Origin of the sequence: Haloarcula argentinensis DSM 12282 (assembly GCA_000336895.1) — an archaeon.
GTDB classification, from domain to species: domain Archaea; phylum Halobacteriota; class Halobacteria; order Halobacteriales; family Haloarculaceae; genus Haloarcula; species Haloarcula argentinensis.
In genome coordinates, this window is sequence record AOLX01000023.1 from 142,444 (window position 1) to 168,305 (window position 25,862).

Below are 25,862 nucleotides of genomic sequence, written 5' to 3' on the forward strand. Positions count from 1 at the left end.
CCAGCAGTTGCGGCCTCAAAATGCCCGCTATTTCGGCCTGTCAGAAACACGTGTCCACCGATAGCCGTACCCGTCTGGCGATGGACATCTCAGCCCACCGCTGTACACAAAATATCGGATGGAGAATAAGACGGTCGGCGTACTGCGACACAGCATGCGCTCGTACAAGGCCAAATCGGTAACCTCGATACAGCTTCCGCCCCGTGACCGACGTGAGACTGCGCTCACCGAGGCCGGACACAACGTCTTCAACCTCGCTGCGGATGACGTCTTTATCGACTTACTGACCGATTCGGGGACCGGGGCGATGAGTGACGACCAGTGGGCGGACGTGGTCCGAGGCGACGAGGCGTACGCCGGCTCGCGCTCGTTCAAACGCTTCAGTGAGGCGGTCGCCGACGTGATGGGGTTCGACCGCGTGGTCCCGACACATCAGGGCCGTGGCGCAGAGAACGTCCTGTTCGGGGCGCTACTGGACGACGGTGACGTCGTTCTCAATAACACGCATTTCGATACCACCCGCGCACACGTGACGAATCAGGGCGCGACCGCGGTCGACTGTCCGGCGGAGACGGATCTGACCACTGATAGCGTCGGGACGTTTGCCGGAAACTTCTCCACAGATCGTGGGTGGAACGCCGTCGAGGAGTACGGGCAGGACGCTGTTTCTGCCGTCGTCCTGACGATCACGAACAACTCCGCCGCCGGCCAGCCGGTGTCGATGGAGAACATCCGCGAGACAGCCGCTTTCGCCACAGAAATCGACGCAACGTTCGTCATCGATGCCTGTCGGTTCGCCGAAAACGCACAGTTCATCAAGCAACGGGACCCCGAATACGCCGACACGCCCCTCAGTGAGATCGCCCGCGAGCAGTTACGTCCCGCGGACGCAATCACGATGAGTGGGAAAAAGGACGCACTCGCAAACATCGGCGGGTTCACCGCCGTCCGCGACGCTGCCCTGTTCGAACAGTGCAAACAGCGTGCAATCCTGTACGAAGGGTTCCCGACCTATGGGGGCCTCGCGGGTCGTGACCTCGAAGCGATGGCCACTGGTCTGCGGGAAGCGGTCCAACCGCCGTACGTCGCCGAGCGGATCGAACAGGTCGCGACCCTCGGCGACCTCCTGCGTGATCGCGACATCCCAATCGTCACGCCGACCGGCGGTCACGCTGTCTATATTGATGCGGCCGCCCTGTTCCCGGACATTCCCGCCGACCAGTTCCCCGGGCAGCGACTCGTCTGCGAACTCTACCGCGAGGGCGGCGTCCGGACAGTCGAACTCGGTTCGTTCGCCTTCCCCGGGACTGACCGTCCGGAACTCGTCCGGCTCGCCCTGCCTCGACGGACGTACTGGCGCGAACACCTCGAACACATCGCAGAAACCGCTGCACGTGTTCGTGACCATCGCGAGGAGTACTCCGGTCTGGAAATCGTCTGGGAGCCACCGATGGAAGAACTCAGGCACTTCTCAGCCGAACTTGAACCCGTTGCGTAAGATTGCTCGCTCGTGACTCCGGACGACAGCGACTCGCGAGCGACCATGCGGTGGCCGGGAACGCAAACGCAAAGTAGGGCCACGCGAACGTTCAAGTAATGCAAGGACTGCTGTCGGAACTGCTCCAGAGCATCATCGACATGCCCGGCTGGTTCCTCGACGTGGCACTGAACGACCCGCTGGCGGCACTCATGCTCGCCGTCGGTGCCGTCATCACGACCGTCTCGGTCGTATTCTTTGGGTACCTGTCGCTGGGGGCCGTCCTTTCGCTGTTCAGCGGCTCCGGCGGTCGAGGACCGCCCCAAGCAAATCGATAGCCGTCTCGACATCCGGTCCGAGCGGCGACGCGAACACCACGCTATCAGCGTGTTCTTCTAACGCCGCCGTGCGCTCGGCCACCGTCTCCGGCGTCCCGGCGATACAGAACGCGTCCAGCATCGCCTCAGTCACGCCCTCAAACGCGGCCGAGAACTCGCCGGCCGAGATCGCCTGTCCGATGTCGTCGGCGGCTTCGTGGTCGATGCCGTGCCGGTCGAGTACCGGCGGCGGCGACCCCGCGGCGACGAACGCGACCGGCGGCCGGGCAGCCTCTCGTGCCTCGGTCTCGTCTTCGGCGACAGAGACACTGGCGTAGGCTGCGAGGTCGAACTCGCCGTACTCCTCGGGCCGCTCGTCGACCATTTCTTTCACTTGCTCGCGTGCCCACGCGAGGTCCTTTGGATGTGCTCCGTTGTACAGCGCGCCGTCGGCGTGTTTCGCCGCCATCCGAGTCATGTGGGGCCCCTGCGCACCGACGTACACCGGGATATCGTCGACCTCGTAGTTCAGCCCGGCGTCAACGGCCTCGAAGGTTCCATCGTTGTCGACTCGCTCGCCGTCCCAGAGTTTCCGCGCAGTCGTGAACGTCTCAAGCACGCGCCGCAGCGCGTCGTCGTGGTCGAAACCGAGGTTGCTGAGTGTCGATCTATCCCCCGGCCCGATGCCGAAGACGGCTCGCCCGTCGCTCAGTTCCTCGAGCGTCGCCACCCGCGAGGACAGCGTCACTGGGTGCGTCTCGTAGGGGTTGGCGATACCGGGACCGAGCAGCATCTCATCGGTCCGCTCGGCCATCGCAGTCAGCGCCATGAACTGGTCGCGGTTGTTGTAGTGATGGCTGACGTACACGGCGTCGAGCGCGTTCGATTCGGCCTGTTCGGCAAACGAGGCGAGCTGTGCGACCGGGTGTTCCGGGGTAATTTCAATCGCGTACATGGGACCACTCTCTGAGTGCTTGTCTGACTACATCTTTCTCCGGGTCGCGGAACAGTTGCTCGCTGCCCGCGTGGTCGCCGAAGTCGAAATCGCGGACGACTGCGGCGGGTGTTCCGCCGTCGCCTTCGCCGGTGACGAGGTTCGCCGCGGCGGCGAGTTCGTCGACGACAGCTTGGACGGTGGCTTCGAGTTCGCGGCCGTCGCGGTCGTGTTCGCCCCGCCAGTCACGCGATGCGGGGAGACCGTCCCAGCCCAGTGCGACGCCGCGTTGGCCGAGGCGGAACGGCCGCCCCGACGTGTCAGTGACGATGACGCTGGGTTCGACACCCGTCCGCTCGCGGATGCCGTCGCAGATCGCTTCGGCCTCCGCTGTCGGGTCTTCGGGGAGCAAGAGGAGGTCCGCGCCGGGCACGTTCGAGCGGTCGATGCCCGCGTTGACGGTGATGTGCCCGAACTCCGTCACACCGAGGATGAAGGGGGCCTCGACCAGCACCTCCTCACACTCGTCGAGAATCGCCTGTGCCATCCGCGGGTCTTTCTCCTCGTTGGCGATGTCCTCGATGGTCGCTGCGATGCGCTCCGCACGCCCGCTTGGCTCGTACGATGACAGCGACCGCCCGCGTCCGTTGGCCTTGGAAACGATAGTGCTGGCGACACAGACCACGTCGTCGTCCCGTAGGTCGGCCTGTCTGACGAGTAGCTCGGCCACGTCGTCGCCAGGGCGGACCTCGGGCAGCCCCTCGACCGCGAAGACTTCCATACCACTTGTGTGGTCTCTGCCCGAAAAAGACCCGCGTTCGCTGCAAAGCCGGACAACAGTGGCAACAGCTGCCGGTACATCGCGGTCGCGACGGCGCTCACCAACCGCGCTACAGTTCGTGCTGGGCCACGTCGAGGGAGCCGTCTTCGACTGTCGCAGTCAGCATCGTCGGACGGTCTGCCGGCGATGCGCCCGTGACGCTGCCGGGGTTCAGGAGTCGCACACCCTCGTAGACGGTGTCCACACGTTCGTGGGTGTGGCCGGCGACGCCGACGGCGCTGCTGTCGGCTTCCTCGCGGACCGCAGCGGCGACACGGTCCGCCCAGCCCTGCGGCGATCCGGTGCCGTGTGTCACGACGAACGTGACGCCGCCGAGTTCGACTGTCGCTCGCTCCGGCAACCCTATCTGTGGGTCGATGTTCCCCGAGACGGCGGTCAGTGCCGTCGCCATGTGGCGGATATCAGCAAGCGCCCCTTTGCTGTCGAAGTCACCGGCGTGGATGACGCGGTCGGCGACCTCGATGCGTTCCCGGAACGACGGCGGAATCTCGTGTTCCCGGGAGGGGATGTGCGAATCGCTGATGAGAGCGACATCCATATCGACCCATCACGTCGGCGTTCGAAAAGGGTTACTGCCACGGAAACGGGTCCCGACTGCTCGTCCCGGCAGCGCTACTCTGTGGACGAAAACACGTCTCGCAGCCCGTCCAGCTGTTCGACCAGCCGGTCGATGCCATCGTTGATCGTTGCGACCCGCTCGTCGATGTTGTCGACCGGGATCGCGCCCTGTGGCGTCGGCTCGATGAGTTCGTCGTCTTCCAGCATCCGTAGCGAGTACCGCACCTTGTGTTTCGGGACATCTGTCTCCTCGGCGAGCCGAACGATACCGATCGGCCCGTTTTCGATGACGGCTTCGAGGATCGACAGGTCCCGCCCCTCCTTTTCGACTTGATCTTCTAGTCGGTCCATTCCCATAGCAAATCGTATCTGTGCATTTAGGGTCGTGACACATAAACGCCTCAGTTGCGGCACTGCGACGCGGGTTGTCCTTCTGTACCGTTCTACGAATCCGTCTCTGAACTGTCAGTCGCTACTCGTCCGAAACTGGCGTGCGACGAAGTTCGTCGAGCTGGTCCCGGAGCTTACTCAGCTCGGTTTCCAGTTCCTCGCGGCGGTCGATGAGCGCACTCAACTCCTCCGTGTTGACCGAGTAGTCGTTGTCCATCGCCACGTCCAGCGCGTCGGTCGTTGCGCTCGTGAGGTCGGACGCCACCCGCAACACCTCGCTTGGTGTCCCGCGAGATTCGTACAGCTCCTGTTCGCCCGACAGCGGGCTGTAGGTCACCATCGGCGACTCGACGCCGCGGTGGTAGCTCACGGCGTAGCTCGTGTCCGTCACCGGATTGAGGCGGTCGTCCGCCCGCTCCGTCCGGACGATGTTGAACGGCTCGGCCAGCGCGGGAAACGTGTCGGCGAGGTCTCGCAGCCGGTCGGCAGCGGTCACGTCCAGCTGTGCCTCCACGTCGCCGAAGAACTGCCGCGAATTGGTCAGACTGAACGCCACCGTGTAAAACACTGACTCGTCGCTGTCCGCCAGATTGCGAACCCGGTCGCGCACCTCCTCATGGCGGCCCTCGATAGTGAGCTTCTCCAGTTCCTCAAGCAGCGCTCGGACGCCCTCCTCGCGTTCGAGGAACGCCTCGACGATCGCGCCGGGCATCTCCTCGCCATCCACGTCCTCCATGGCCCCTCTTTTGCGGGGCCTCGTAAACAGTTTGTCGCTGGCAGCCGCTAATCGGCACGCCTTACAACCAACACAAAACATATGCCGCACCGCGTGGAGTGATAGCACGTCCGACCTCGGTGGACGGACACTATGACAGGCCAAGGGGGAACATTTCCCCGGACGTCTGCTATTGTGCCGGGTGTGTAATATCAGTATATGCCGTCTTATCGACCAGTAGGGGGTGTTTACTGCCTACTGGATGGTTACTAAATGCGTACTAGAGTGGGATGTAGAGCGATCGCGACGCGATGAACCGCGTCGCTCGTCGAGTCAAATTCAGAGAAACGCCCGGAGCGGGATTTGAACCAGAGCAAGACGTGCTCGCTCCTGCGTTCGCTGTGCGCGACTAGCAGGCTTCAAATCCCTGTTGCGCGTTTCATCGCTCACGATAACGAGCACACGCTAAGCGGTGCTCGCCAGTTTGATTGCAATAGGAACGCCCGGAGCGGGATTTGAACCCGCGTCACGACCGTGACAGGGTCGTATGATGGGCCACTACACCNGGTGCTCGCCAGTTTGATTGCAATAGGAACGCCCGGAGCGGGATTTGAACCCGCGTCACGACCGTGACAGGGTCGTATGATGGGCCACTACACCATCCGGGCCTTCGTTGCATTTCTTCGTATCTTGGTGTCGGTATTAAGACTTTCCAAAGCAACCCGCCCCGTGATGAGTGCACATGACGGGACCCAAAGTTCTATGTCCGGTCTGCTTCATGTGGTTGGTAGGAGCAACCACGCCCGCAGTCGGTGAGGGTGGGCGGGTCCGATAGCCACGGCAGAGCGACTTGGCAAGTGTTATATGAACCCCGACAGTATGACCCTGTAGTATCTCGTGACAGCCACCTTCTCCAGCAGCAGGCCAAACGCACACGCACACACATGGTAGATGTAAGTCAACACGACCTCGTCCCAGACCACAGTGTCGTCGACGAGGACGACCTCGAAGCAGTACTCACCGAGTATGAAATCAAGAAAACGGACCTTCCGAAGATCAAGCGCACCGACAAAGCGCTGCCTGATGACGCCGAAGTCGGTGACGTGGTTCGGATCGTCCGCGACTCCAGAACGACGGATGAAGCCGTCGTGTATCGACTGGTGGTAGAATAATGGACACACAAGATCGCCGCGCTATATCGCGTGAATATTTCGCCAAGGAACGGCTCGCCGAACATCACTTCCGCTCGTTCAACGCGTTCCTCGACCGAGGGATGCAGCAGGTCGTCGACGAGAAAGAGACCATCGAGACTGACATCGGTGACAAGGAAGGGCAGGAACCGGTGTGGGTCGAACTGGGCGACGTCCGCGTCGTCACTCCACGGGTCCGCGAGGCTGACGGCAGCGAGGAACTGCTGTACCCGCAGGAAGCCCGACTCCGAAACATCACCTACTCCGCGCCGGTGTTCATGGAGATGGCCATCGTTCGCGGTGGCGAGGAAGAACCGGAGGAAGTCGTCGACCGGACGGAGACCAAGATCGGGCGAATGCCCATCATGGTCGGGTCGAACAAGTGTAACATCGCGGGCTTCACCGACGAGGAGCTCATCGACATCGGCGAGGACCCCGCAGACCCAGGTGGCTACTTCTGCGTCAACGGCTCCGAGCGGGTGCTGATGACCAGCGAGGACCTCGCCCCGAACAAGATTCTGGCCGAGTACGACACCAAGTACGGCGACGAGGTGCAGGTCGCCAAGACGTTCTCCCAGCGCCGTGGCTACCGCGCGCTGGTACTGTGTGAACGAACGCGGGACGGACTGCTTGAAGTCTCGTTCCCGTCCGTCTCGGGCAGTATCGACTTCGTCACGCTGGTCCGCGCGCTGGGGCTGGAATCGGACGAGGAGATCGTCCACCGCGTCAGCGAGGACCCGGAAATCGTGAAGTTCATGCTGGAGAACCTGGAGGAGGCCGAGGTCCAGACGACCGAGGAAGCCATTGAGACGCTGGGCAAGCGTGTCGCCTCCGGGCAGGGCAAGAACTACCAACTCAAGCGGGCGAACTACGTCATCGATCGCTATCTCCTCCCGCATCTGCACGAGGAAGGCGTCGAAGAAGAAGAGGTCCGCATCAACAAGGCGTTCTACCTCTGCCGGATGGCCGAGGCGTGTTTCGAACTGGCACTGGGCCGCCGCGAATCCGACGACAAGGACCACTACGCCAACAAGCGCCTGAAGGTCAGCGGCGACCTGATGACCGACCTGTTCCGGACGGCGCTGAACAAGCTTGCTCGGGACGTAAAATACCAGCTGGAACGGGCCAACATGCGGAACCGCCAGCTATCCGTCTCAACGGTCGTTCGCTCGGACGTGCTGACCGAGCGGCTCGAACACCCGATCGCGACGGGGAACTGGGTCGGCGGCCGCTCCGGCGTGAGCCAGCTGGTCGACCGGACCGACTTCATGGGGGTGCTGTCACACCTCCGCCGACTGCGCTCGCCGCTCAGCCGCTCACAGCCACACTTCGAGGCACGGGACCTGCACGCGACCCAGTGGGGTCGCATCTGTCCCTCTGAGACGCCGGAGGGCCCCAACTGTGGGCTGGTGAAGAACTTCGCCCAGGCGATGGAACTGTCACAGGACGTATCGGACCCACAGGGTCTCAAACAGGAACTCGCAGAGATGGGGGTCCAGGGCATCCCCGGTATCGAGTCGATCGAACAGCAGCCCGCGGACGATTAACATGAGTCAGGGACGCGAAGCCAAAGTATACGTAAACGGTAGTCTGGTCGGGACACATCCCGACCCGGAACAGCTCGCAGAACAGGTACGACAGGCGCGACGACGGGGAGACGTCTCCCAGATGGTCAACGTCTCGGTCAAGAACCGGACCGGGGAGGTCATCATCAACGCCGACGCCGGCCGTGCCCGACGCCCGCTGCTGGTCGTCGAGGACGGCGAGCCGCTGATGACCGACGAGGAGGTCGAGCAGGTCAAAGAGGGCGAACTCGAATTCGAAGAGCTCGTCGAACGCGGCCTCGTTGAGTTCATCGACGCCGAGGAAGAGGAAGACATCCTCGTCGGTGTCGACGAGGGTGAACTCACCGAAAACCACACACACCTCGAAGTCGACCCGCAACTGATGTTCGGTATCGGTGCCGGGATGATTCCGTACCCCGAACACAATGCCTCGCCCCGGATTACGATGGGGTCGGGGATGATCAAGCAGTCGCTTGGCCTGCCGTCGGCGAACTACCGTATTCGTCCGGACACGCGCCAGCACCTGCTACACTACCCGCAGCTGTCGATGGTCAAGACCCAAACCACCGAACAGATCGGCTACGACGACCGCCCGGCGGCACAGAACTTCGTCGTCGCTGTCATGAGCTACGAGGGGTTCAACATCGAGGACGCACTCGTCATGAACCAGGGATCGGTCGACCGCGCACTCGCCCGCTCGCACTTCTTCCGTACGTACGAGGGCGAGGAACGGCGCTACCCCGGTGGTCAGGAGGACCGCTTCGAGATTCCCGACGACGAGGTCCGCGGCGCACGCGGTGAGGAAGCGTACACGCACCTCGACGACGACGGCCTCGTCAACCCCGAGACGAAGGTCGGCGAGAACGCTGTCCTGCTCGGCAAGACCAGTCCGCCCCGGTTCCTCGAAGAGCCGGACGACATGGGCGGTCTCTCACCACAGAAGCGCCGGGAGACGAGCGTGACGATGCGATCGGGCGAATCCGGTGTCGTGGATACGGTGACGCTGATGGAAGGCGAGGACGGCTCGAAGCTCTCGAAGGTCTCTGTGCGTGACGAGCGAATCCCCGAACTCGGGGACAAGTTCGCGTCACGGCACGGCCAGAAAGGTGTCGTTGGCCACATCGCCCCGCAGGAGGACATGCCCTTCACCGAGGAGGGTGTCGTCCCGGACCTCATCATCAATCCGCACGCACTGCCATCGCGGATGACCGTCGGCCACATCCTTGAGATGATTGGCGGAAAGGTCGGTGCGCTCGAAGGCCGCCGCGTCGACGGTACCGCCTTCACCGGCGAGGACGAGGACGAACTCCGTGGCTCGCTCGAAGAGCACGGCTTCGACTCCAGCGGTAAGGAGACGATGTACTCTGGCGTCACCGGCGAAAAGATCGACGCCGAGATCTTTGTCGGCGACATTTTCTACCAGAAGCTGTACCACATGGTCTCGAACAAGTTGCACGCCCGCTCGCGCGGGCCGGTGCAGGTCCTCACCCGCCAGCCGACCGAGGGGCGCGCCCGCGAAGGTGGCCTCCGTGTGGGTGAGATGGAACGGGACGTGCTCATCGGGCACGGTGCAGCGATGGCGCTCAAGGAGCGCCTTCTCGATGAGTCCGACCGCGAGTGGATCAACGTCTGTGGGCAGTGTGGGATGACCGCCGTCGAGAACGTCGAGCAACGGCGCATCTACTGTCCGAACTGCGAGGAGGAGACCGACATCCATGAGGTCGAGATGTCCTACGCGTTCAAGCTCCTGCTCGACGAGATGAAGGCGCTCGGAATCGCCCCGCGGATCGAACTGGAGGACGCAGTATGAGCTCACAACAGACACCCCAGGAAATCGGTCAGCTCAGCTTCGGGCTGATGGACCCAGAGGAGTACCGAGAGATGTCGGCCACGAAAGTGATTACGGCCGACACGTACGACGACGACGGCTTCCCAATCGACATGGGGCTGATGGACCCGCGACTCGGGGTCATCGACCCCGGGCTGGAGTGTAAGACCTGCGGGAAACACAGCGGGTCGTGTAACGGCCACTTCGGCCACATCGAACTCGCAGCCCCCGTCATCCACGTCGGCTTCGCGAAGCTTATCCGCCGACTCCTGCGCGGGACCTGCCGGGAGTGCTCCCGGCTCTGTCTCGACGAGCACGAGCGCGACGAGTTCGCGGACCGACTGACACGAACTCAGGATCTCGGTCGCGACCTCAACGACGTGACGAAGGCCGCCATCCGACAGGCCCGAAAGAAGGATCGCTGTCCGTTCTGTGGCGAGAAGCAGTACGACATCAAACACGAGAAGCCGACCACCTACTACGAGGTGCAGGACGTGCTGGCCTCGGACTACCCCGAGCGGATCGCCGCCGCGATGGAAGAATCCGAGGAGCCGATTTCACCCATCGAGCTCTCCGAGGAGACCGGTATCGACAGTAGCCGCGTCCAGGAGATCCTCAGCGGCGAGTTCCGCCCACGCCAGGAGGACCGCAAAGCGCTGGAGAAGGCGCTGTCGGTCGACCTGACCGAGGAGGACATGAACAAACTGATGCCCAGCGACATCCGGGACTGGTTCGAGGACATCCCGGACGAGGACATCGAAGTGCTGGGGATGAAGCCGGCCCGCTCCCGACCGGAGTGGATGATTCTGACGGTACTGCCGGTGCCGCCGGTCACCGCTCGTCCCTCGATTACGCTGGACAACGGCCAGCGCTCCGAGGACGACCTTACCCACAAGCTCGTGGACATTATCCGCATCAACCAGCGGTTCATGGAGAACCGCGAGGCGGGTGCGCCACAGCTGATTATCGAGGACCTCTGGGAACTGCTGCAGTACCACGTTACCACGTTCATGGACAACGAGATCTCGGGCACGCCGCCGGCGCGACACCGCTCCGGCCGGCCGCTGAAGACCCTCTCCCAGCGCCTGAAGGGCAAGGAAGGTCGCTTCCGTGGCTCACTGTCCGGGAAACGCGTGAACTTCTCCGCTCGTACCGTCATCTCGCCGGACCCGACGCTCTCGCTGAACGAGGTCGGTGTGCCGGATCGGGTCGCCAAGGAGATGACCCAGACGATGAACGTCACCGAGCGCAACCTAGAGGAAGCGCGACGGTACGTCTCCAACGGGCCTGAAGCCCACCCCGGCGCGAACTACGTCAAGCGGCCGGACGGCCGCCGGCTGAAGGTGACCGAGAAGAACTGCGAGGAACTGGCGGAGAAGGTCGAAGCGGAGTGGGAAGTGTCCCGCCATCTGGTTGACGGCGACATCATCATCTTCAACCGCCAGCCGTCGCTGCACCGGATGTCCATCATGGCCCACGAAGTCGTCGTGATGCCGTACAAGACGTTCCGGCTGAACACGACGGTCTGTCCGCCGTACAACGCTGACTTCGACGGGGACGAGATGAACATGCACGCCCTGCAAAACGAGGAGGCCCGGGCCGAGGCCCGCGTCCTCATGCGCGTGCAGGAACAGATGCTCTCCCCGCGCTTCGGCGAGAACATCATCGGGGCGATTCAGGACCACATCAGTGGGACCTACCTGCTGACCCACACTAATCCGAAGTTCAACGAGACGCAGGCGCTCGACCTGCTCCGGGCGACCCGAATCGACGAACTGCCCGAGGCCGACGGCGTCGACGAGAACGGCGAGGAGTACTGGACCGGCCGCTCGCTGTTCTCGGAACTGCTGCCGGACGACCTGAACCTGGAGTTCACGTCCTCCGCCGGCGACACGGTCGTCGTCGAGGACGGCCAGATGACTGGCGGCACCATCGACGAGGACGCCGTCGGGGCCTTCGGCGGCGAAATCGTCGATACCATCGCCAAGGACTACTCGCGGACCCGCGCCCGGATTCTCGTCAACGAGGTCTCGGCGCTGGCGATGCGGTCGATCATGCACTTCGGGTTCTCCATCAGCATCGACGACGAGTCCATCCCGCGAGAGGCCGAAGAGCAGATCAACGACGCCATCGACAGCGCGTACGATCGCGTCGAGGAACTCATCGAGACTTACGACCGCGGCGAGCTCGAATCGCTGCCGGGTCGGACCGTCGACGAGACGCTCGAGATGAAGATCATGCAGACGCTGGGCAAGGCACGTGACTCCGCCGGTGACATCGCCGAGGACCACTTCGGCGAGGACAACCCGGCCGTCATCATGGCCGAGTCCGGTGCGCGTGGGTCGATGCTGAACCTGACCCAGATGGCCGGCTGTGTCGGCCAGCAGGCAGTCCGTGGCGAGCGGATCAACCGCGGCTACGAGAACCGCACCCTCTCACACTTCGAGGAGAACGACCTGTCGGCCGACGCCCACGGCTTCGTGGAGGCCTCCTACCGCTCCGGGCTCGGCCCGAAGGAGTTCTTCTTCCACGCGATGGGTGGCCGCGAGGGGCTGGTCGATACGGCCGTCCGGACGTCGAAGTCCGGGTACCTGCAGCGTCGCCTCATCAACGCCCTGTCCGAACTCGAAACGCAGTACGACGGGACCGTCCGGGACACCTCGGACACCATCGTCCAGTTCGAGTTCGGGGAGGACGGCACGTCGCCGGTCGACGTGTCCTCGAATCAGGATGGCGACATCGTGGATGTCGAACAGATCGCCGACAGCGTCCTCGACGAGGAGTTCGAGAGCGAGAAGCAGAAAGAGAGCTTCCTCGGGACCCGCACCGAGCGGACCAACCTCTCGGAGCACGCGGACGACTGGTGGATGGCCGAGGGTGACGACTAACAATGACAGCACACGACGTATCAGCAGACATCGAGGCCGTCGTCGAGGACACTGAACTGCCGCGACGGCTGAAAGACGAAGTGTACAGCACTATCGAGGAACGCGGCGTCGGCGTCGACGACGCCGACCGCATCGCCAAGGCTGTCGAGACCCGCTACCTCGACACGCGCGTCGACCCGCTGGACCCGGTCGGGACCGTTTCGGCCCAGTCCATCGGCGAACCGGGAACGCAGATGACAATGAACACGTTCCACTACGCGGGGGTCGCCGAGATCGACGTGACGCAGGGCTTGCCACGACTCATCGAGCTGGTGGACGCCCGGAAGACGCCAGACACGCCGATGATGACGGTCCACCTCGACGAGGAGTACGCGACGGACCGCGAGCGCGCCCACGAGGTCGTCTGGAAGATCGAGGCGACGCGCATCCTCGCGCTGGGTGACATCTCGACGAACGTTGCGGACATGCTCGTCGAGATCGACCTCAACGAGGACACGCTGCTGGAGCGGTGGCCGACGGTCAACGACACGGACGCCATCGCCGAGGAGATCGCCGAGACCATCGAATCGAACCTCGGCGTCTCGACCCGGCAGGCCGGCACGCTCATCGAGTTCGGCCCGGAGGAACCCAGCTACCGCGACCTCTTGCAGCTGGTCGAGGAGCTTCGGGAGATCGTGTTCAAGGGGATCGAGGAGATCACCCGTGTTGTCATCCGCAAGGAGGAAACCGACAACGGCGAGGAGTTCGTCCTCTACACCGAGGGGTCGGACTTCGGCGAAGTGCTGGACATCGAGGGCGTCGACGCCTCCCGGACGACGTGTAACAACATCCACGAGATCTACCGGGAACTCGGCGTCGAAGCGGCCCGCGAGACGCTCATCAACGAGACGATGAACACGCTCGAAGAGCAGGGGCTCGACGACGTGAACGTCCGGCACCTGATGCTCGTGGCCGACATCATGACCAACGAGGGGACCATTGAGTCCATCGGCCGCCACGGCATCTCGGGGTCGAAAGACTCCGTGCTCGCCCGTGCAGCGTTCGAGGTGACGGTCAATCACCTGCTCGACGCCGCCATCCACGGCGAGGTCGACGAACTCGACGGCGTCACGGAGAACGTCATCGTCGGGAAGCCGATCAAACTCGGCACCGGTGACGTCAACCTCCGGATGGGTACGACCCAGGACTGATGCGGGTCGAACTCTCGGACGAAGCACGTCGACTGGTCGCCCTCTTCGAGGACGAGGCAGCCGTCACCGTCCGGGATTGCATCGTCGACGAAGACCACGACCAGGTGGTGTATCTGGTCAAACGCGGGGAGATGGCTGACGCCATCGGCCCGGGCGGCCAGACGGTCGAGCGCGTCGAGGAGCGTCTGGGCCGCGAGGTCAAACTCGTCGAAGCCGCCGAGACAGCCGAGGACTTCGTGGCCAACGCGCTCGCGCCGGCCGCGGTGTACAACGTCACCGTCTCGGAGAACGACGACACCGTCGCCTACGTCGAAGTGGCACAGGAAGACCGCGGGGCTGCAATCGGCCGTGAAGGCCGAAACATCGATGCTGCTAGGCAACTGGCGAAGCGACACTTCGAGATCGACGGTATCGAACTGACCTGAGTGGGGCGGTCCCGCTCGTATCGTCTTTTTCTAAAGCTTACCGGAAAGCGACTGCGTTCAGTCGTCGCCCACTGAGACATCCGACGCGTCGTGCTCGTACACGTCGGTATCACTGTGTGTGGTTCCGCTCTCGACGTCGAACGTCTGCAGGAGTTCGCTGAGGTCGCCGGCCTGGTCCGACAGGGATTCGATGCCGCTGGTGACTTCGTTGATCGTCGCGGTCTGTTCCTCCGCGGCGGCGGCGACGTTCTCGGCGCTGGACGCGGTTTCCTCGCTGATCGTCCCGACCTCGTCGGTCATCGCCACGACTTCCTCCGTCGTTGCGGCCTGTTCGTCGGTAGCGTCGCTGATGGACTGAATGCCGTTGTTTACCTCTTCGACGCGGTCGACGATGGCCTCAAGCGATTCGATGGCGTCGTCGACGGTCTCGATACCATCAGTGACGGAGTCGCCCATTTGTCTGATGTCGGTCACGGCGTCGCCGGTGGTGTCCTGCACGTCTTCGATAACCGTCGAGACTTCCTCGGTGGCTTCGGTCGTCTCCTGTGCGAGGCCTTTGATCTCGTCGGCGACGACGGCGAACCCTTCACCCGCTTCACCGGCGCGGGCGGCCTCGATGGAGGCGTTCAGGGCGAGCATATTGGTCTGTTCGGCGATGTCGTCAATCAGGTCGACGATATCACCGATCTGCTCCATCTCCTCGTCGAGGGACTCGACGCGGTCGATTGTTTTGTCGGCTCGCGTCTCGATGTCGTTCATCACCTCGATGGCCTCCGATGCGCGCTCGCTGCCGGTTTCGCCGATCTCGGCAGCCTCGCTCGATGTCGTCGCGACTTCGTCGGCCTGTGCTGCGACCTCCTCGACCGTCGCGGAGAGGCCCGACATCTCGTCGACCGTCTCCTCGATGTTCTCGTACTGCGTCTCTGCGCCGTCAGCGATCTCTTGGACGGATTCGCTAACCTCCTCGCTGGCGCTACGGACCTCAGTGGCGCTTGCGGTGATCTGGCCGGCGGAGCCGTCGACGTCGTCGGCGAACTCCCGGATACGCATGACGGTCTGGCCGAGCTGGGCGAGCATATCGTTGAACGCGGCGGCGATGTCGGCCATCGCGTCGTTATCCGTGTCGGTGTCGAGGCGCTGCGTGAGGTCGCCGTCGGCTGCTTTCCGCATCACGGCCGAGAACTCCTCGGCCTGCTGTTCGAGCGTTCCTGCTATCTCTTCTGCCTCCGCCTTGGACTCCTCAGCCTCCTGCTGGGCCTGTTCGAGGTCGCTGATGAACGATTCGAGGTTCCCGTGCATGTTCGATAGCGACGTTCCGAGCTGGCCAGGGACATCCTCGTCGAGTGCGGGGTCGTCGAACGCCTGTCTGGAGAGCGCGTCCGCCTGTGCGGCGACGGTGTCGAGATACGTCTTCATCTCGTAGAAGGCGTTCTGGACGTCGCCGACCTCGTCGAGGCGGTCAGACTGTTCGATGGCTGTGTCGAAGTTCCCCACCGCGAGGGCTTCCGCCTGTGTCGAGAGCCGCCTGAGTGACTGCATGATGCCGCGACCGACGAGAATGCCGATGAGTGCGAACCCGGCCAACGAGACGCCGATGATGGCAATGAAGCTCCCCTGAATACTGTCACGTAGTGCGAAGGCGGCCGACTCCGGGGCCTGCTTGATGACAATCCACGGCGTGTCGTCGACGGACTCCGCGGCGATCAGATACGGCCCGCTCCGGGCTACGCCGCTGTCTTCCGCTGTGAGTGCGGTCAGGTTGGCGGAGACGTTGTACTGCGTGCCGATGGTCGAGGCGTCCTCGGCGAACTGGACCGTCCCGTCCTGTCGGATGATCCGCGTTTCACCGCCCTCGATGGAGTTGCGGAACTGGGCCGTCCGCGCGGTCACGTTGTGGACAACGACAACCAGTTTGTCGCTTCGGGCGACCGGGCTCGCGAAGGCGATGTACTTCCCCCCATCGTAAGTGTATACTTTCGACATATCGACCGAGTTCGACCCGGTGACTGAGAGGCTCCCGCCCTCCCACGCGAAGTCGTCCGTCCGGAGCGACGTCTCCCGTCGGTCGCTCAGCGACGACTCCTTGATCTCTAGAGTCTCTTCATTGACGTAGTGGATGGCGTACACCGAGTCCGGCTGGTAGAACGCTTGCCGCTGTAACGCGCCACGGATCATCGTCGGACTCCCCTCCTGAACGTCGGACAGCGTCGAGAGGGTTCGCGCGGCGTTTCGCTGGCTCCGAACCCAGTCAGCCGTTGTCGTAGCCGTCTGGACGGCTCCGGTCTGCAGTTCGTTCTCGCGCTGTTCTGTCAGTTCGTCTGCAACCGTCCGCTCCGCGGTGACGCTAACACCTGCAACGAGCAGGGCAATACAGAGAATGATAAGCGCCAGCTTCCGGAGATACGTTTGCCGGACGACATCTGGGAGACGTTGTTCAAGTTTCATAGCTACTACGGCAGGTCTGTCTGAATAACTCAAGCGCCGGTACTAGAAACCACCTGCCCAGTTATCACACCTGATTCCGTACGCGCGTGCTGTCCCCTCCGTTTGACGGGCTGTGGCACCGTGACCTGTGGCTTCTGGCGTGCAGACTGTCGGCTATGCGGCTGTGAATTGCCTTGCCAATTCAGGCTATCTCTCCATCGAAGTGGTTACCGCCAATAGTATCAGTCGACTCCGACACGCGGACGAGGTTGTAGAGAGCAGGTTCCCGACGGACGGCGGGAGTACTACGTGACACCTCATCCCGGCTGAAACACCGTGCTGACCGTTCCTCTCCCGTTGTTGTGGCCCCACCCCGCGTTATCCACTGTACTTTTTCACCCGTCTATGGCACAGAACGCCACACACGCCGACGCTACCGGCTGAGTCCGAAAGAGGAGTCTTAAGTACCTCCGAAAGGTACCAGTGCCTACTATGGCGAACGGCAAGTACGCCGCGCGCAAGCTCAAGAAGGACCGTCAGAAACACCGGTGGTCCGACACTGACTACGCGCGTCGCGAACGCGGCCTGGGCAAGAAGTCCGACCCGCTCGAGGGTGCGCCCCAGGGACGAGGTATCGTACTGGAGAAAGTCGGAATCGAGGCCAAGCAGCCTAACTCCGCTATCCGGAAGTGTGTCCGCGTCCAGCTCATCAAGAACGGTAAGCAGGTCACCGCGTTCTGTCCCGGTGACGGCGCTATCTCTTTCATTGACGAGCACGACGAGGTCACGATCGCGGGTATCGGCGGGGCGAAGGGCCGCGCGATGGGCGACCTCTCCGGTGTCAACTACAAGGTCGAGAAAGTCAATGGTGTCTCTCTCATCGAACTCGTTCGCGGGAACGCGGAGAAACCGGTCCGATAACCATGAGTGCCGAAGACACACCCGAAGCTGACGCTGACGCGGCTGAGGAAAGCGAGCCGGAGACGGCCCGTGCGAAGCTGTTCGGCGAGTGGGAAATCACGGACATCGAGTACACCGACCCCTCGACCGAGCGCTACATCACTGTCACGCCGATCGCCCACACAATGGGGCGACACGCGGATAAGCAGTTCAAGAAAAGCGAGATCAGCATCGTCGAGCGGCTGATCAACCGCCTGATGCAGACTGACGAAAACACGGGCAAGAAACAGCTTGCGACCTCCATCGTCACAGAGGCGTTCGAACTCGTTCACGAGCGCACCGACGAGAACCCGATTCAGGTGCTTGTCAGTGCTGTCGAGAACAGCGCCCCCCGAGAGGAGACCGTCCGCCTGAAATACGGTGGTATCTCGGTCCCGAAGGCCGTTGACGTCGCGCCACAGCGTCGCGTCGACCAGGCCCTGAAGTTCCTCGCTGAGGGCGTCTACGGTGGCTCGTTCAAGACCACCACGAGTGCCGCCGAATCGCTCGCACAGCAGCTCATCGGTGCTGCTAACGACGACGTTCAGGCCTACGCGGTCAACCAGAAAGAAGAAAAAGAACGCGTCGCGGCTGCCGCTCGCTAACTCGGCTGTCTCCGACATCTTTATTCTTCTTTGCTCTGCAGTGAAATCTATGCGAAAACCGTGCCGGGACGGCCGGTCTCGCCGCACTCGCCACTGTCGGGGCCACCGGGCTGGCCGGCTGTCGCGGTGAGTCCGGGACACAGGACGAGTCCTCGGACTCGACACCGACGGGCACAACGACGGCAGGCTCGGCGCGGGCGCTGGATCGCTACGACGTGTCTCTCAGCCACGAGCGCAGCCAGTCACCCGACACCGACTGGACGGCCCCGACCACGTCGCCGACAGACACGCCGCTGACGACGGAGGCGCTCATTGAGGACCTCGAAATTCCGTGGGACCTCTCGTTTGCCGCCGACGGAACGCTGTTTCTCACCGAACGGGTCGGTCGCGTCCTTTCCTTTGTGGACGGCAGCGTCCGAACAGTTACCGAACCAGCCGACGTTATCGACGCGGAATCGAGCGACGACGGCTGGTGGGTAACGGGCGGCGAGGGCGGCACGCTCGGCATTGCTGCACACCCGACGTATCCCGATCCGCCGGTGGTGTACGTCTACTACACGACGATGACTGACGACGATGAGCGAGTCAACCGGGTCGTGGCCATGGACGTGTCGGCCGAGGACCCGGCCGCCACAGAGTCCGTCCTCGTCGACAACATTCCCGGGAGCAAGATACACAACGGCGGTCGGCTCACGTTCGGCCCCCAAAACTACCTCTGGATTACGACGGGGGACGCGGGCAACGGCGAACTGTCCGTCGACACCGACTCGCTCGGCGGGAAGGTCCTTCGTGTGACGCCCGCGGGCGACCCCGCACCCGAAAATCCGGACCTCGGCGGAGACCCCCGAGTGTTCACCTACGGCCACCGGAACCCACAGGGGCTCGTGTGGCTTCCGGACGGCACTGTCGTTGCCTCCGAACACGGTCCGACCGGACGGGACGAACTCAACCGCCTCGTGGCCGGGGGCTACTACGGCTGGCCCGACACCCGCAAGCACGTGGAATACGCCGACGCTGGCCCCGAGGTCCGGCGGCCGCTCGCAAACACGGGCACCACTGGTGGGTGGGCTCCCTCCGGGTCGCTGTTCTACACCGGCGATGCCGTTCCATCGCTCCGGAACCGACTGCTTACTGGCGGCCTGAAGGGCCAGAAACTCCTCGTAACGACGCTGACACCGGCTGGTGCGGACCTGCCACCGGGAGACGTCGCCGAGGTGTACGATGCCGACTGGACCGACGACGCCTACACCGCGACGACTCACTCGCTGCTGGCCGACGAACTCGGCCGGATTCGCCACGTCGAGCAGGGACCAGACGGCGGGCTGTACCTCGTCACGTCGAACCGCGACGGGCGGGCCGGTGATGGCTTCCCGCGGGAGCGCGACGACGTGCTCGTCCGCGTCTCGCCGGCCGAGTGAGCGGTCCGGACGGTCGGCGGAAACGCGCTCTGTGAACCACTGGCTATATTTCGGTTGACGAGAGAGGGAGACCCATGGCAACAGAGCAATCCGTCGACCTTGTCGACGACGAGACTGTGGGCTTGTTCACGAAGGCGGTGCTGCTTGCGGCGCTGACTGCGGCGCTCGCACAGATATCGATCCCGCTCCCGGGGACGCTGCCGCCGTTCTCGCTGCAGCCCTTCGGGATGTTTTTCGCCGGTCTGTTGCTGGGGCCGCTGTGGGGCGGCGTCGCCCTGCTGCTGTACGTGCTTGTCGGTATCGCCGGCGCTCCGGTGTTCTCGAACGGGGCCGCAGGTATCGGGTATGTCATTGCCGGGAAGGGGACCGGCGGCTTCCTCGTCGGCTTCCTCGTCGGCGCGGTCGTCGCCGGCGCTATCGCACACCGGAGTATCGCGCCGAAACCGGTCGCTGACCTCTCTGTCCCGGTACAGGTCGTCGCACTCGTCGCAGCAGTCGCCATCGTCTACGCTATCGGCATCCCGTGGCTGGCAGTGGTCACCGGGCTGCCGTTCGCCCGCGCCGCGGCTACCATGGCTCCGTTCATTCCATTCGACCTCCTGAAGCTCGGTATCGCGATCGCCATCGTGCAGGGTGGGTATCTCGCCGGTCGATGATCGAGGTCAGCGACCTGCGCTATCGGTACGGCGATGTCGATGTCCTCGATGGGGTCACACTGTCGATACCTGATGGTCAGTACTGTCTGCTCGTCGGGCCGAACGGGAGCGGCAAGACGACGCTCGTCCGGCATCTCAACGCCCTGCTGACGCCCGACGCCGGAACGGTCACCGTCGACGGGACCGACGTGACGGACGACCCCGTCGTCGCCCGGACACGTATCGGGATGGTGTTCCAGCACCCGCGCGACCAGTTCGTCGCTGCGACCGTGGCGGCTGACGTGGCCTTCGGCCCGGAGAACCTCGGGCTCGACAGGGCTGAGATCGATCGCCGGGTCGACACGGCACTCGACGCTGTCGACCTCGGTGATGCCGCCGAGAGCCGTATCGACGCCCTCTCGGGCGGCGAACAGGCCCGCGTCGCCATCGCCGGGGCACTCGCCATGGAACCGGACTACCTCGTGCTCGACGAACCGCTCGTCGGGCTGGACTGGCCGGCGAGGCAGTCAGTACTCGACCACCTCGACGCGCTCGCCGCTGATGGCACGGGTGTCATCGTCGTCACGCACGACCTCCGGGACCTCCACGAGCGGGCCGACCGCCTCGTCGCACTGCACGAGGGGCAGGTCGTTCTCGATGTGCCGCCAGCTGAAGCGCTCGATACCCTTCCAGACCTCGGCATCAGAGACCCACGATGTTGAGCTACCGACCCGGCTCGACGGTCGCACATCGGCTGGACCCGCGGTCGAAGCTCCTATTTCAGTTCGGGCTCGCTATCGCTGCGGTCGCTCATCCAACGCTCCCGTGGCTCGTCGGGACGACTGCGTTCGCGCTGTGTGCGCTCGCGGCGGCCCGGCTCTCGCCGCTGGCCGTTCTGCGCTCGTATCGGATCGTCCTTGCCGTGCTGGCGCTGGCCCCGTTCGTCGCCGGTGTGGCGCTTGGCCCACCGTGGTTTCGGGTCGACCCGGCGCTCCGCTCGGCGCTGCACGTCGGACGTATCCTCCCGGTGTTGCTCGTCAGTGCCGCCTACCTCACGTCGACGCCGGTTCGGGACACGCGGGCGGCGGTCCAGCGTCTGATTCCCGGGAAGCCAGGCCAGATTCTCGGCATCGGGATGGCGCTCGTCGTCCGGTTGTTCCCGCTGGTGCTCGCTGACGTTCGGGAGGTGCGTGACGCCATCCACGCTCGTGGCGGCGAGGCCCGCCCGCTGTGGGACCGCGCTCGGCTACTCGCCGTCCGGTCGCTCGAACGGACGCTCGACCGATCTGACCGGCTCTCGGTCGCCCTGCGGGCCCGCTGTTTCGCGTGGAACCCGACGCTGCCGCCGCTTGCCTTCGACCGTCGTGATTACCCGGTGCTCGCTGTCGGTATCGCGTTGGCGGTATCGCCGCTCGTCTCGGTCTAGCCGGTCAGTTAGGTGCCTTGAGTACAATTGGCGGCTTCGCCGCGCACTCACTCCACGATATCGACGCCGGTAATCTCGAACCGTGCGCCGCCCTCGCTCCCCTCGTCGATAGTCACCGACCAGTCGTGAGCGTCGGCGATTTCCGCGACGATCCAGAGCCCGAACCCCGTCCCGGCGTCTGATGTCGAGTATCCCGTTTCGAACACGCGCGACCGGTTCGCCTCGTCGATACCCTCGCCGTCGTCTTCGACGTAGAAGCCGTCGTCAAGCTCTCCGATGGTGACTACCACGTCGTCACCGCCGTGTTCGACGCTATTGCTGAACAGGTTCTCGAGCAGTTGTTCCAATCGGCTCCTGTCGGCACGAACGACGGCGTCCGTCTCGACAGCGAGTTCGGCGTCGCTGGTTTCGACGTTGTGCCAGCACTGTTCGGCCGTGTCCGTGAGCGCAACTACGCCGGCGTCAACCGCCGACTGCTCATCGCGTGCGGCCGCGAGCAGGTCGTCGATGAGCGTCCGCATCCGTTCGAGCGCGTCACTGGCGCTGTCGAGGTGTTCGCTGTCGGACTCCTGCTGGGCCAGTTCAATGCGTCCCTCGGCGACGGATAGCGGGTTCCTGAGGTCGTGGCTGACGATGCTCGTGAACTCTTCGAGACGTTCGTTTGTCTCCTCCAGTTCCTGCTCGCGGCGCTTGCGCTCAGTGATGTCACGGTCAATACCAATCGCCCGGACTGGAGACCCATCGTCGTCGGATTCGACGCGCCCTTTCGCCTCCATCCAGCGGACCTCGCTGTCACAGATGATCCGGAATTCGGATTCGTACGTCCCGGTTTCGGCCGCCGATTCGATGCGGGACGCCACTTCCGCCTGGTCCTCGGGATGGACCAGCGGTAAAAACTCGTCCAGCGACTCGATGTCAGTGCCGTACAGTGTTTCGGACCCGGGGTAGTACGACAGGCCGCCGGACTCGAACTCGCGGTCCCAGACGACTGTATTCGTGGTCTCTAGCGCGATTTCCATCCGCTCGCGAGCCCCTTCCAGTTCGCGCTCCCGGAGCTTTCGGTCCGTGATATCCTGGACAGAGCCACGGATTTTGACAACGTCGCCGTTCTCGGTGACCGGTTCACACAGCGCGCGGACCCACCGGAAGTGGTCTTCGTCTCCGATACGCACCTCCATGTCGTATCCGTTAGCCGTTTCTATCGCCCGCTGGAACTCTGCTCTGACAGTTGCCCTGTCCTCTGGGTGGTACAGGTCGACGATAGATTCGACGGTCAGTTCATCGTCCGGGGTCAGTCCGTGCAGCCGGTAGAACTCGCTTGTCACCGTCATCTCCGGCGGTTCGCTTGTCACATCTATCTCCCAGCCGCCGACACTCGCGATCCGCTGGGCCTGGTCGAGGAGTTCCTTCGTCCGCGTAAGTTCCTGTTCGCGTGCCTTCCGTTCGGTGATATCCCGGCCGATACCGGCCAGCATCGGGTTCCCATCGGGGTCCTCGACGCGGGTCGCCGTGAACTCGTGAGGGATCTGGTCTCCCGATTTCGTAATAAACGGTGCTTCCACGCGGGTTGTGTCACCCTCGAACACCGATTCGATAGCGGCCCCGACGAGGTCCTGGTGCTCTTCCGGGAAGAACTCGGCTCCGTGAGTCCCGGCCACCTCCGCGGCCGAGTACCCGGTCACGTTCAGCAGACTCTCGTTCCAGCGCCGGAAGCGGCCATCGCTATCGAGGACGTAGAACACGTCGTCGATGGCCTCCAGCATGTCGTCGGTGTACTCCTTATACCGTTCGAGGCGCTCCTCGCGCTGCTGACGTTCGAGCTCGTAGCTCACCCACTGGGCCGCGAGATGAACGAACGTCTTCTCGTCCTCGGTGAACGGCGTCTCGCGAGACGATCGGTCGACGAAACAGAGTGTCCCCGAGTGCGTATCGCAGACGCGGACCTCGCCGCTGATGTACGTCTCGAATTCCCATCGTTCGTACGCTGGATCGGACGCCCAGCCCTCTTCGGACGCTTCCGCGATTGCCATGACGCTTCCCGCGTCGGTCATCTTCCGGCAGTACGACTCCGACAGCGGCGTGACAGTTCCCGGCGTGAGCCGTTCGTCGCTCCCGCTCGCATAGCGAACAGTGAACTCGTCGCGGTCAGTATCGTTCGAGGACAGGAACGCGCCGGCGGTCCCGAGACGCTCCCGGCCTAGATCCAGAACCGCCTGAATCTTCTCTTCGAACGAGGCGTCGGCGTCGGCGCTGATTTCGTAGAGCTTCCGGAGCGTCTGGTTGTGCTCTGCGAGCTGGTTCTTCGTGGCTTCGAGTTCGCGCTCGTGGTTCCGGCGCTCGGTGATGTCACGAGCGAACCCGGCCACGCGAACTATCTCGCCGGCGTCGTTCGTGATCGGCTCACCCTGTATCCAGACCCAGCGCTGATACTCCTCTGTTGCGTTGACACGGCATTCGACGTCAGCCGATTCGCCGTTCATGAGGCTCCGCATCGTCTCTTTCATCAGTTCGCGGTCCTCGGGATGGATGCCCTTCAGGAAGTCGTACGGGTTGTCACGGAGCCTGGCCACCGACCGCCCCCAGATGTCCTCGTAGGCTGAGTTGATCACGAGCAGTTCGCTCAGGTCGGCGGTGAACTCCCAGAGGATGTCGTGGGTCGCCTCGGTGAGTTCACGGACGCGGCGCTCTGACTCGGCGGCTTGTCGTTTCGCGCGGTACTCGGAGACCGCGTTTTCGATGCGGTTGGCCAGCAGTTCGTACACCTCGACGCCGAACGACTTCTGTAGATAGTCGGTAACGCCCATCGAGATCGCTTCGCTGGCTACCTCTTCGCTCCCTTTGCCGGTGAACAGAATGAACGGCAGATCCGGGTTCGTCTCCCGAATCGCGTCGAGCAGTTCGATGCCGTTCATCTTCGGCATATCGTAGTCGGAGACGACAGCGTCGAACCCGTCTTCGGCGAGCCGGTCGAGCCCGTCTCGTGCGCTGGTCGCGGTTTCGACTGAGATTCGGTCGTCCGCGGCCTCCAGGGAATCCGCTGCGACAGCCACGAAATCGCGATCGTCGTCGATGTGTAACACCCGAATTTGTTCGCCGACGACATCGGTTTCCCCGTCGAGATGTCGGCCACGAAGCGCCTCGGTCATAGTCAGCTAGTTCACAAGTCCATGCAAAAACAGTTCTGCCGGTTGATTCGTGTTCGCGCGTGAGCGAAGCCGGCAGTCGTTGACGGCGAGGCCCTACCTGTGTGTGACGACACGGCCCGTCAGTAATCCGACAGCACCGGGACATCCGGCTTCAGTCTGCCGCGCGACCGCCGCCGGCGTACGCGCGAGTCACGTCGACGAGCGCCTTCCGGAATTCGGACTCGTCTGGTTCGGGCGAGAGTGCCGCGAAATGGTGCTTGAATTCCGCGAGATCGACCGATTCGGCGTCCTGTGCCGCGGCGTGTGCGAGGTCGTACAGGCGGTGGTCCGAGCCGACCAGATCGTGGCGCTCACACAGCGCAAGAGCGAACGCTGCGTTGACAGCTGTGATGTCCGGATCTGCAGCCGGCGTCAGCCGTGCGGCCGGTTCGCTGGGGTGACGCACCCGGGTCAGCGATGCCGAGCGATCCCAGGTCGGCGGATCGCCGGGGCGGTCCGCGACGGCAGCCGCGAGGCTGGCTTCCAGAAACGGCACCAGCTTGTTGCCGGGCACCACCGGCATCCAGATATCGTCGGCGTAGACGTCCTTCATGTGGTTGGCGATCTGGTAACAGTGCGTGAGCTTTCGCTGTTCGACCGATCGCCCCGCCAGCGCGAGGTAGATGGCTTCTCGCGTCGATTGTGTGTGCGATGGATGCCCGCATTCGTGGTGGTGCATGTGTGCGTACTCGTGTAACGCGAGTTCACGGGCCATTGCGCTCGTGGCGGCCTGACGGGAGATCGTCAGCTTATGGGCGTCGTCGCTGTGGCTGACGCGGGTGCGCTCGTCAGGGTCCTCCCGGACCCGGACAGTCACTGGTCGTTTCAGGTCGTGTTCCGTCGAGAAGAGGTCCCTCGCTCCGAGAAACGGTTCGGCTGGCCCACCCTGCACGTGCACGTCCATGTGTCACT

The 25,862-nt window shown here is 63.6% G+C and carries 22 protein-coding genes and 2 tRNA genes; 14 read left to right on the plus strand and 10 right to left on the minus strand.

Annotated elements, in window-relative coordinates:
- The first annotated feature begins 154 nt into the window (after positions 1–154).
- Both C443_RS13790 and C443_RS13795 read left to right on the plus strand, forming a co-directional pair.
- Positions 155–1,498, plus strand: a complete 1,344-nt coding sequence (locus C443_RS13790; protein WP_049944081.1) for a tryptophanase — start codon at positions 155–157, stop codon at positions 1,496–1,498.
- A 98-nt stretch (positions 1,499–1,596) separates the two neighbouring features.
- Positions 1,597–1,815 (plus strand): hypothetical protein, encoded by a 219-nt coding sequence (locus C443_RS13795; protein WP_004590669.1) that lies wholly within the window; start codon positions 1,597–1,599, stop codon positions 1,813–1,815.
- Here the strand turns inward: C443_RS13795 and C443_RS13800 are convergent.
- From C443_RS13800 to C443_RS13830, 7 genes are all read right to left on the minus strand, one after another.
- Positions 1,772–2,749 (minus strand): 5,10-methylenetetrahydromethanopterin reductase, encoded by a 978-nt coding sequence (locus C443_RS13800; RefSeq protein WP_005537121.1) that lies wholly within the window; start codon positions 2,747–2,749, stop codon positions 1,772–1,774. The genes C443_RS13795 and C443_RS13800 overlap by 44 nt on opposite strands.
- On the minus strand, positions 2,736–3,509 hold the full coding sequence (locus tag C443_RS13805) for a coenzyme F420-0:L-glutamate ligase (protein WP_005537122.1): 774 nt from the start codon (positions 3,507–3,509) through the stop codon (positions 2,736–2,738). Before C443_RS13805 ends, C443_RS13800 begins: the two co-directional genes overlap by 14 nt.
- A 109-nt stretch (positions 3,510–3,618) precedes the next feature.
- A complete protein-coding gene (locus C443_RS13810; protein WP_005537123.1) occupies positions 3,619–4,107 on the minus strand; it encodes a metallophosphoesterase family protein in 489 nt (162 codons plus the stop codon).
- A 74-nt stretch (positions 4,108–4,181) separates the two neighbouring features.
- Positions 4,182–4,478: a winged helix-turn-helix transcriptional regulator gene (locus tag C443_RS13815; protein ID WP_005537124.1), complete on the minus strand. Its 297-nt coding sequence runs from the start codon at positions 4,476–4,478 to the stop codon at positions 4,182–4,184.
- A gap of 121 nt (positions 4,479–4,599) precedes the next feature.
- Positions 4,600–5,253, minus strand: coding sequence for a hypothetical protein (locus C443_RS13820; protein ID WP_005537126.1), 654 nt, complete (start codon positions 5,251–5,253; stop codon positions 4,600–4,602).
- Between the two features lie 479 nt (positions 5,254–5,732).
- Positions 5,733–5,797: transfer RNA gene (locus C443_RS13825), tRNA-Asp, on the minus strand.
- Positions 5,798–5,827: 30 nt separating this feature from the next.
- Positions 5,828–5,900: transfer RNA gene (locus C443_RS13830), tRNA-Asp, on the minus strand.
- A 276-nt stretch (positions 5,901–6,176) separates the two neighbouring features.
- On the opposite strand from C443_RS13830, the gene C443_RS13835 reads away from it, so the two are divergent.
- Genes C443_RS13835 through C443_RS13860 form a run of 6 tightly spaced genes read left to right on the plus strand, consistent with a single transcriptional unit; the run spans position 6,177 to position 14,318 of the window.
- The gene (locus tag C443_RS13835; protein ID WP_004959115.1) at positions 6,177–6,404 is read left to right on the plus strand and encodes a DNA-directed RNA polymerase subunit H; all 228 of its coding nucleotides are present in this window, start codon (positions 6,177–6,179) and stop codon (positions 6,402–6,404) included.
- Positions 6,404–7,969 (plus strand): DNA-directed RNA polymerase subunit B'', encoded by a 1,566-nt coding sequence (locus C443_RS13840; protein ID WP_004959113.1) that lies wholly within the window; start codon positions 6,404–6,406, stop codon positions 7,967–7,969. Before C443_RS13835 ends, C443_RS13840 begins: the two co-directional genes overlap by 1 nt.
- A 1-nt stretch (position 7,970) precedes the next feature.
- Complete coding sequence (gene rpoB / locus C443_RS13845; protein ID WP_005537130.1) at positions 7,971–9,797, plus strand: DNA-directed RNA polymerase subunit B; 1,827 nt, start codon at positions 7,971–7,973, stop codon at positions 9,795–9,797.
- On the plus strand, positions 9,794–12,703 hold the full coding sequence (locus tag C443_RS13850) for a DNA-directed RNA polymerase subunit A' (protein WP_005537131.1): 2,910 nt from the start codon (positions 9,794–9,796) through the stop codon (positions 12,701–12,703). The genes rpoB and C443_RS13850 overlap by 4 nt, the downstream gene beginning before the upstream one ends.
- 2 nt (positions 12,704–12,705) lie before the next feature.
- Positions 12,706–13,893 (plus strand): DNA-directed RNA polymerase subunit A'', encoded by a 1,188-nt coding sequence (gene rpoA2 / locus C443_RS13855; RefSeq protein ID WP_005537132.1) that lies wholly within the window; start codon positions 12,706–12,708, stop codon positions 13,891–13,893.
- A complete protein-coding gene (locus C443_RS13860; protein WP_005537133.1) occupies positions 13,893–14,318 on the plus strand; it encodes a NusA-like transcription termination signal-binding factor in 426 nt (141 codons plus the stop codon). Before rpoA2 ends, C443_RS13860 begins: the two co-directional genes overlap by 1 nt.
- A 57-nt stretch (positions 14,319–14,375) precedes the next feature.
- Here the strand turns inward: C443_RS13860 and C443_RS13865 are convergent, their stop codons facing one another.
- Positions 14,376–16,763: a methyl-accepting chemotaxis protein gene (locus C443_RS13865; protein ID WP_005537134.1), complete on the minus strand. Its 2,388-nt coding sequence runs from the start codon at positions 16,761–16,763 to the stop codon at positions 14,376–14,378.
- Between the two features lie 471 nt (positions 16,764–17,234).
- On the opposite strand from C443_RS13865, the gene C443_RS13870 reads away from it, so the two are divergent.
- From C443_RS13870 to C443_RS13895, 6 genes are all read left to right on the plus strand, one after another.
- On the plus strand, positions 17,235–17,663 hold the full coding sequence (locus C443_RS13870; protein WP_004515440.1) for a 30S ribosomal protein S12: 429 nt from the start codon (positions 17,235–17,237) through the stop codon (positions 17,661–17,663).
- A gap of 2 nt (positions 17,664–17,665) precedes the next feature.
- Complete coding sequence (locus C443_RS13875; RefSeq protein ID WP_005537135.1) at positions 17,666–18,286, plus strand: 30S ribosomal protein S7; 621 nt, start codon at positions 17,666–17,668, stop codon at positions 18,284–18,286.
- Between the two features lie 215 nt (positions 18,287–18,501).
- Positions 18,502–19,704: a PQQ-dependent sugar dehydrogenase gene (locus tag C443_RS13880; protein ID WP_005537137.1), complete on the plus strand. Its 1,203-nt coding sequence runs from the start codon at positions 18,502–18,504 to the stop codon at positions 19,702–19,704.
- Between the two features lie 74 nt (positions 19,705–19,778).
- On the plus strand, positions 19,779–20,360 hold the full coding sequence (locus C443_RS13885; protein ID WP_005537139.1) for a biotin transporter BioY: 582 nt from the start codon (positions 19,779–19,781) through the stop codon (positions 20,358–20,360).
- Positions 20,357–21,061, plus strand: a complete 705-nt coding sequence (locus C443_RS13890) for an energy-coupling factor ABC transporter ATP-binding protein (protein WP_005537140.1) — start codon at positions 20,357–20,359, stop codon at positions 21,059–21,061. Before C443_RS13885 ends, C443_RS13890 begins: the two co-directional genes overlap by 4 nt.
- On the plus strand, positions 21,055–21,765 hold the full coding sequence (locus tag C443_RS13895; RefSeq protein WP_005537141.1) for an energy-coupling factor transporter transmembrane component T family protein: 711 nt from the start codon (positions 21,055–21,057) through the stop codon (positions 21,763–21,765). Before C443_RS13890 ends, C443_RS13895 begins: the two co-directional genes overlap by 7 nt.
- A 47-nt stretch (positions 21,766–21,812) precedes the next feature.
- Here the strand turns inward: C443_RS13895 and C443_RS13900 are convergent, their stop codons facing one another.
- Complete coding sequence (locus C443_RS13900; RefSeq protein ID WP_005537142.1) at positions 21,813–24,911, minus strand: PAS domain S-box protein; 3,099 nt, start codon at positions 24,909–24,911, stop codon at positions 21,813–21,815.
- A 151-nt stretch (positions 24,912–25,062) separates the two neighbouring features.
- On the minus strand, positions 25,063–25,854 hold the full coding sequence (locus C443_RS13905; RefSeq protein ID WP_005537143.1) for a DUF5781 family protein: 792 nt from the start codon (positions 25,852–25,854) through the stop codon (positions 25,063–25,065).
- Positions 25,855–25,862 lie beyond the last annotated feature (8 nt).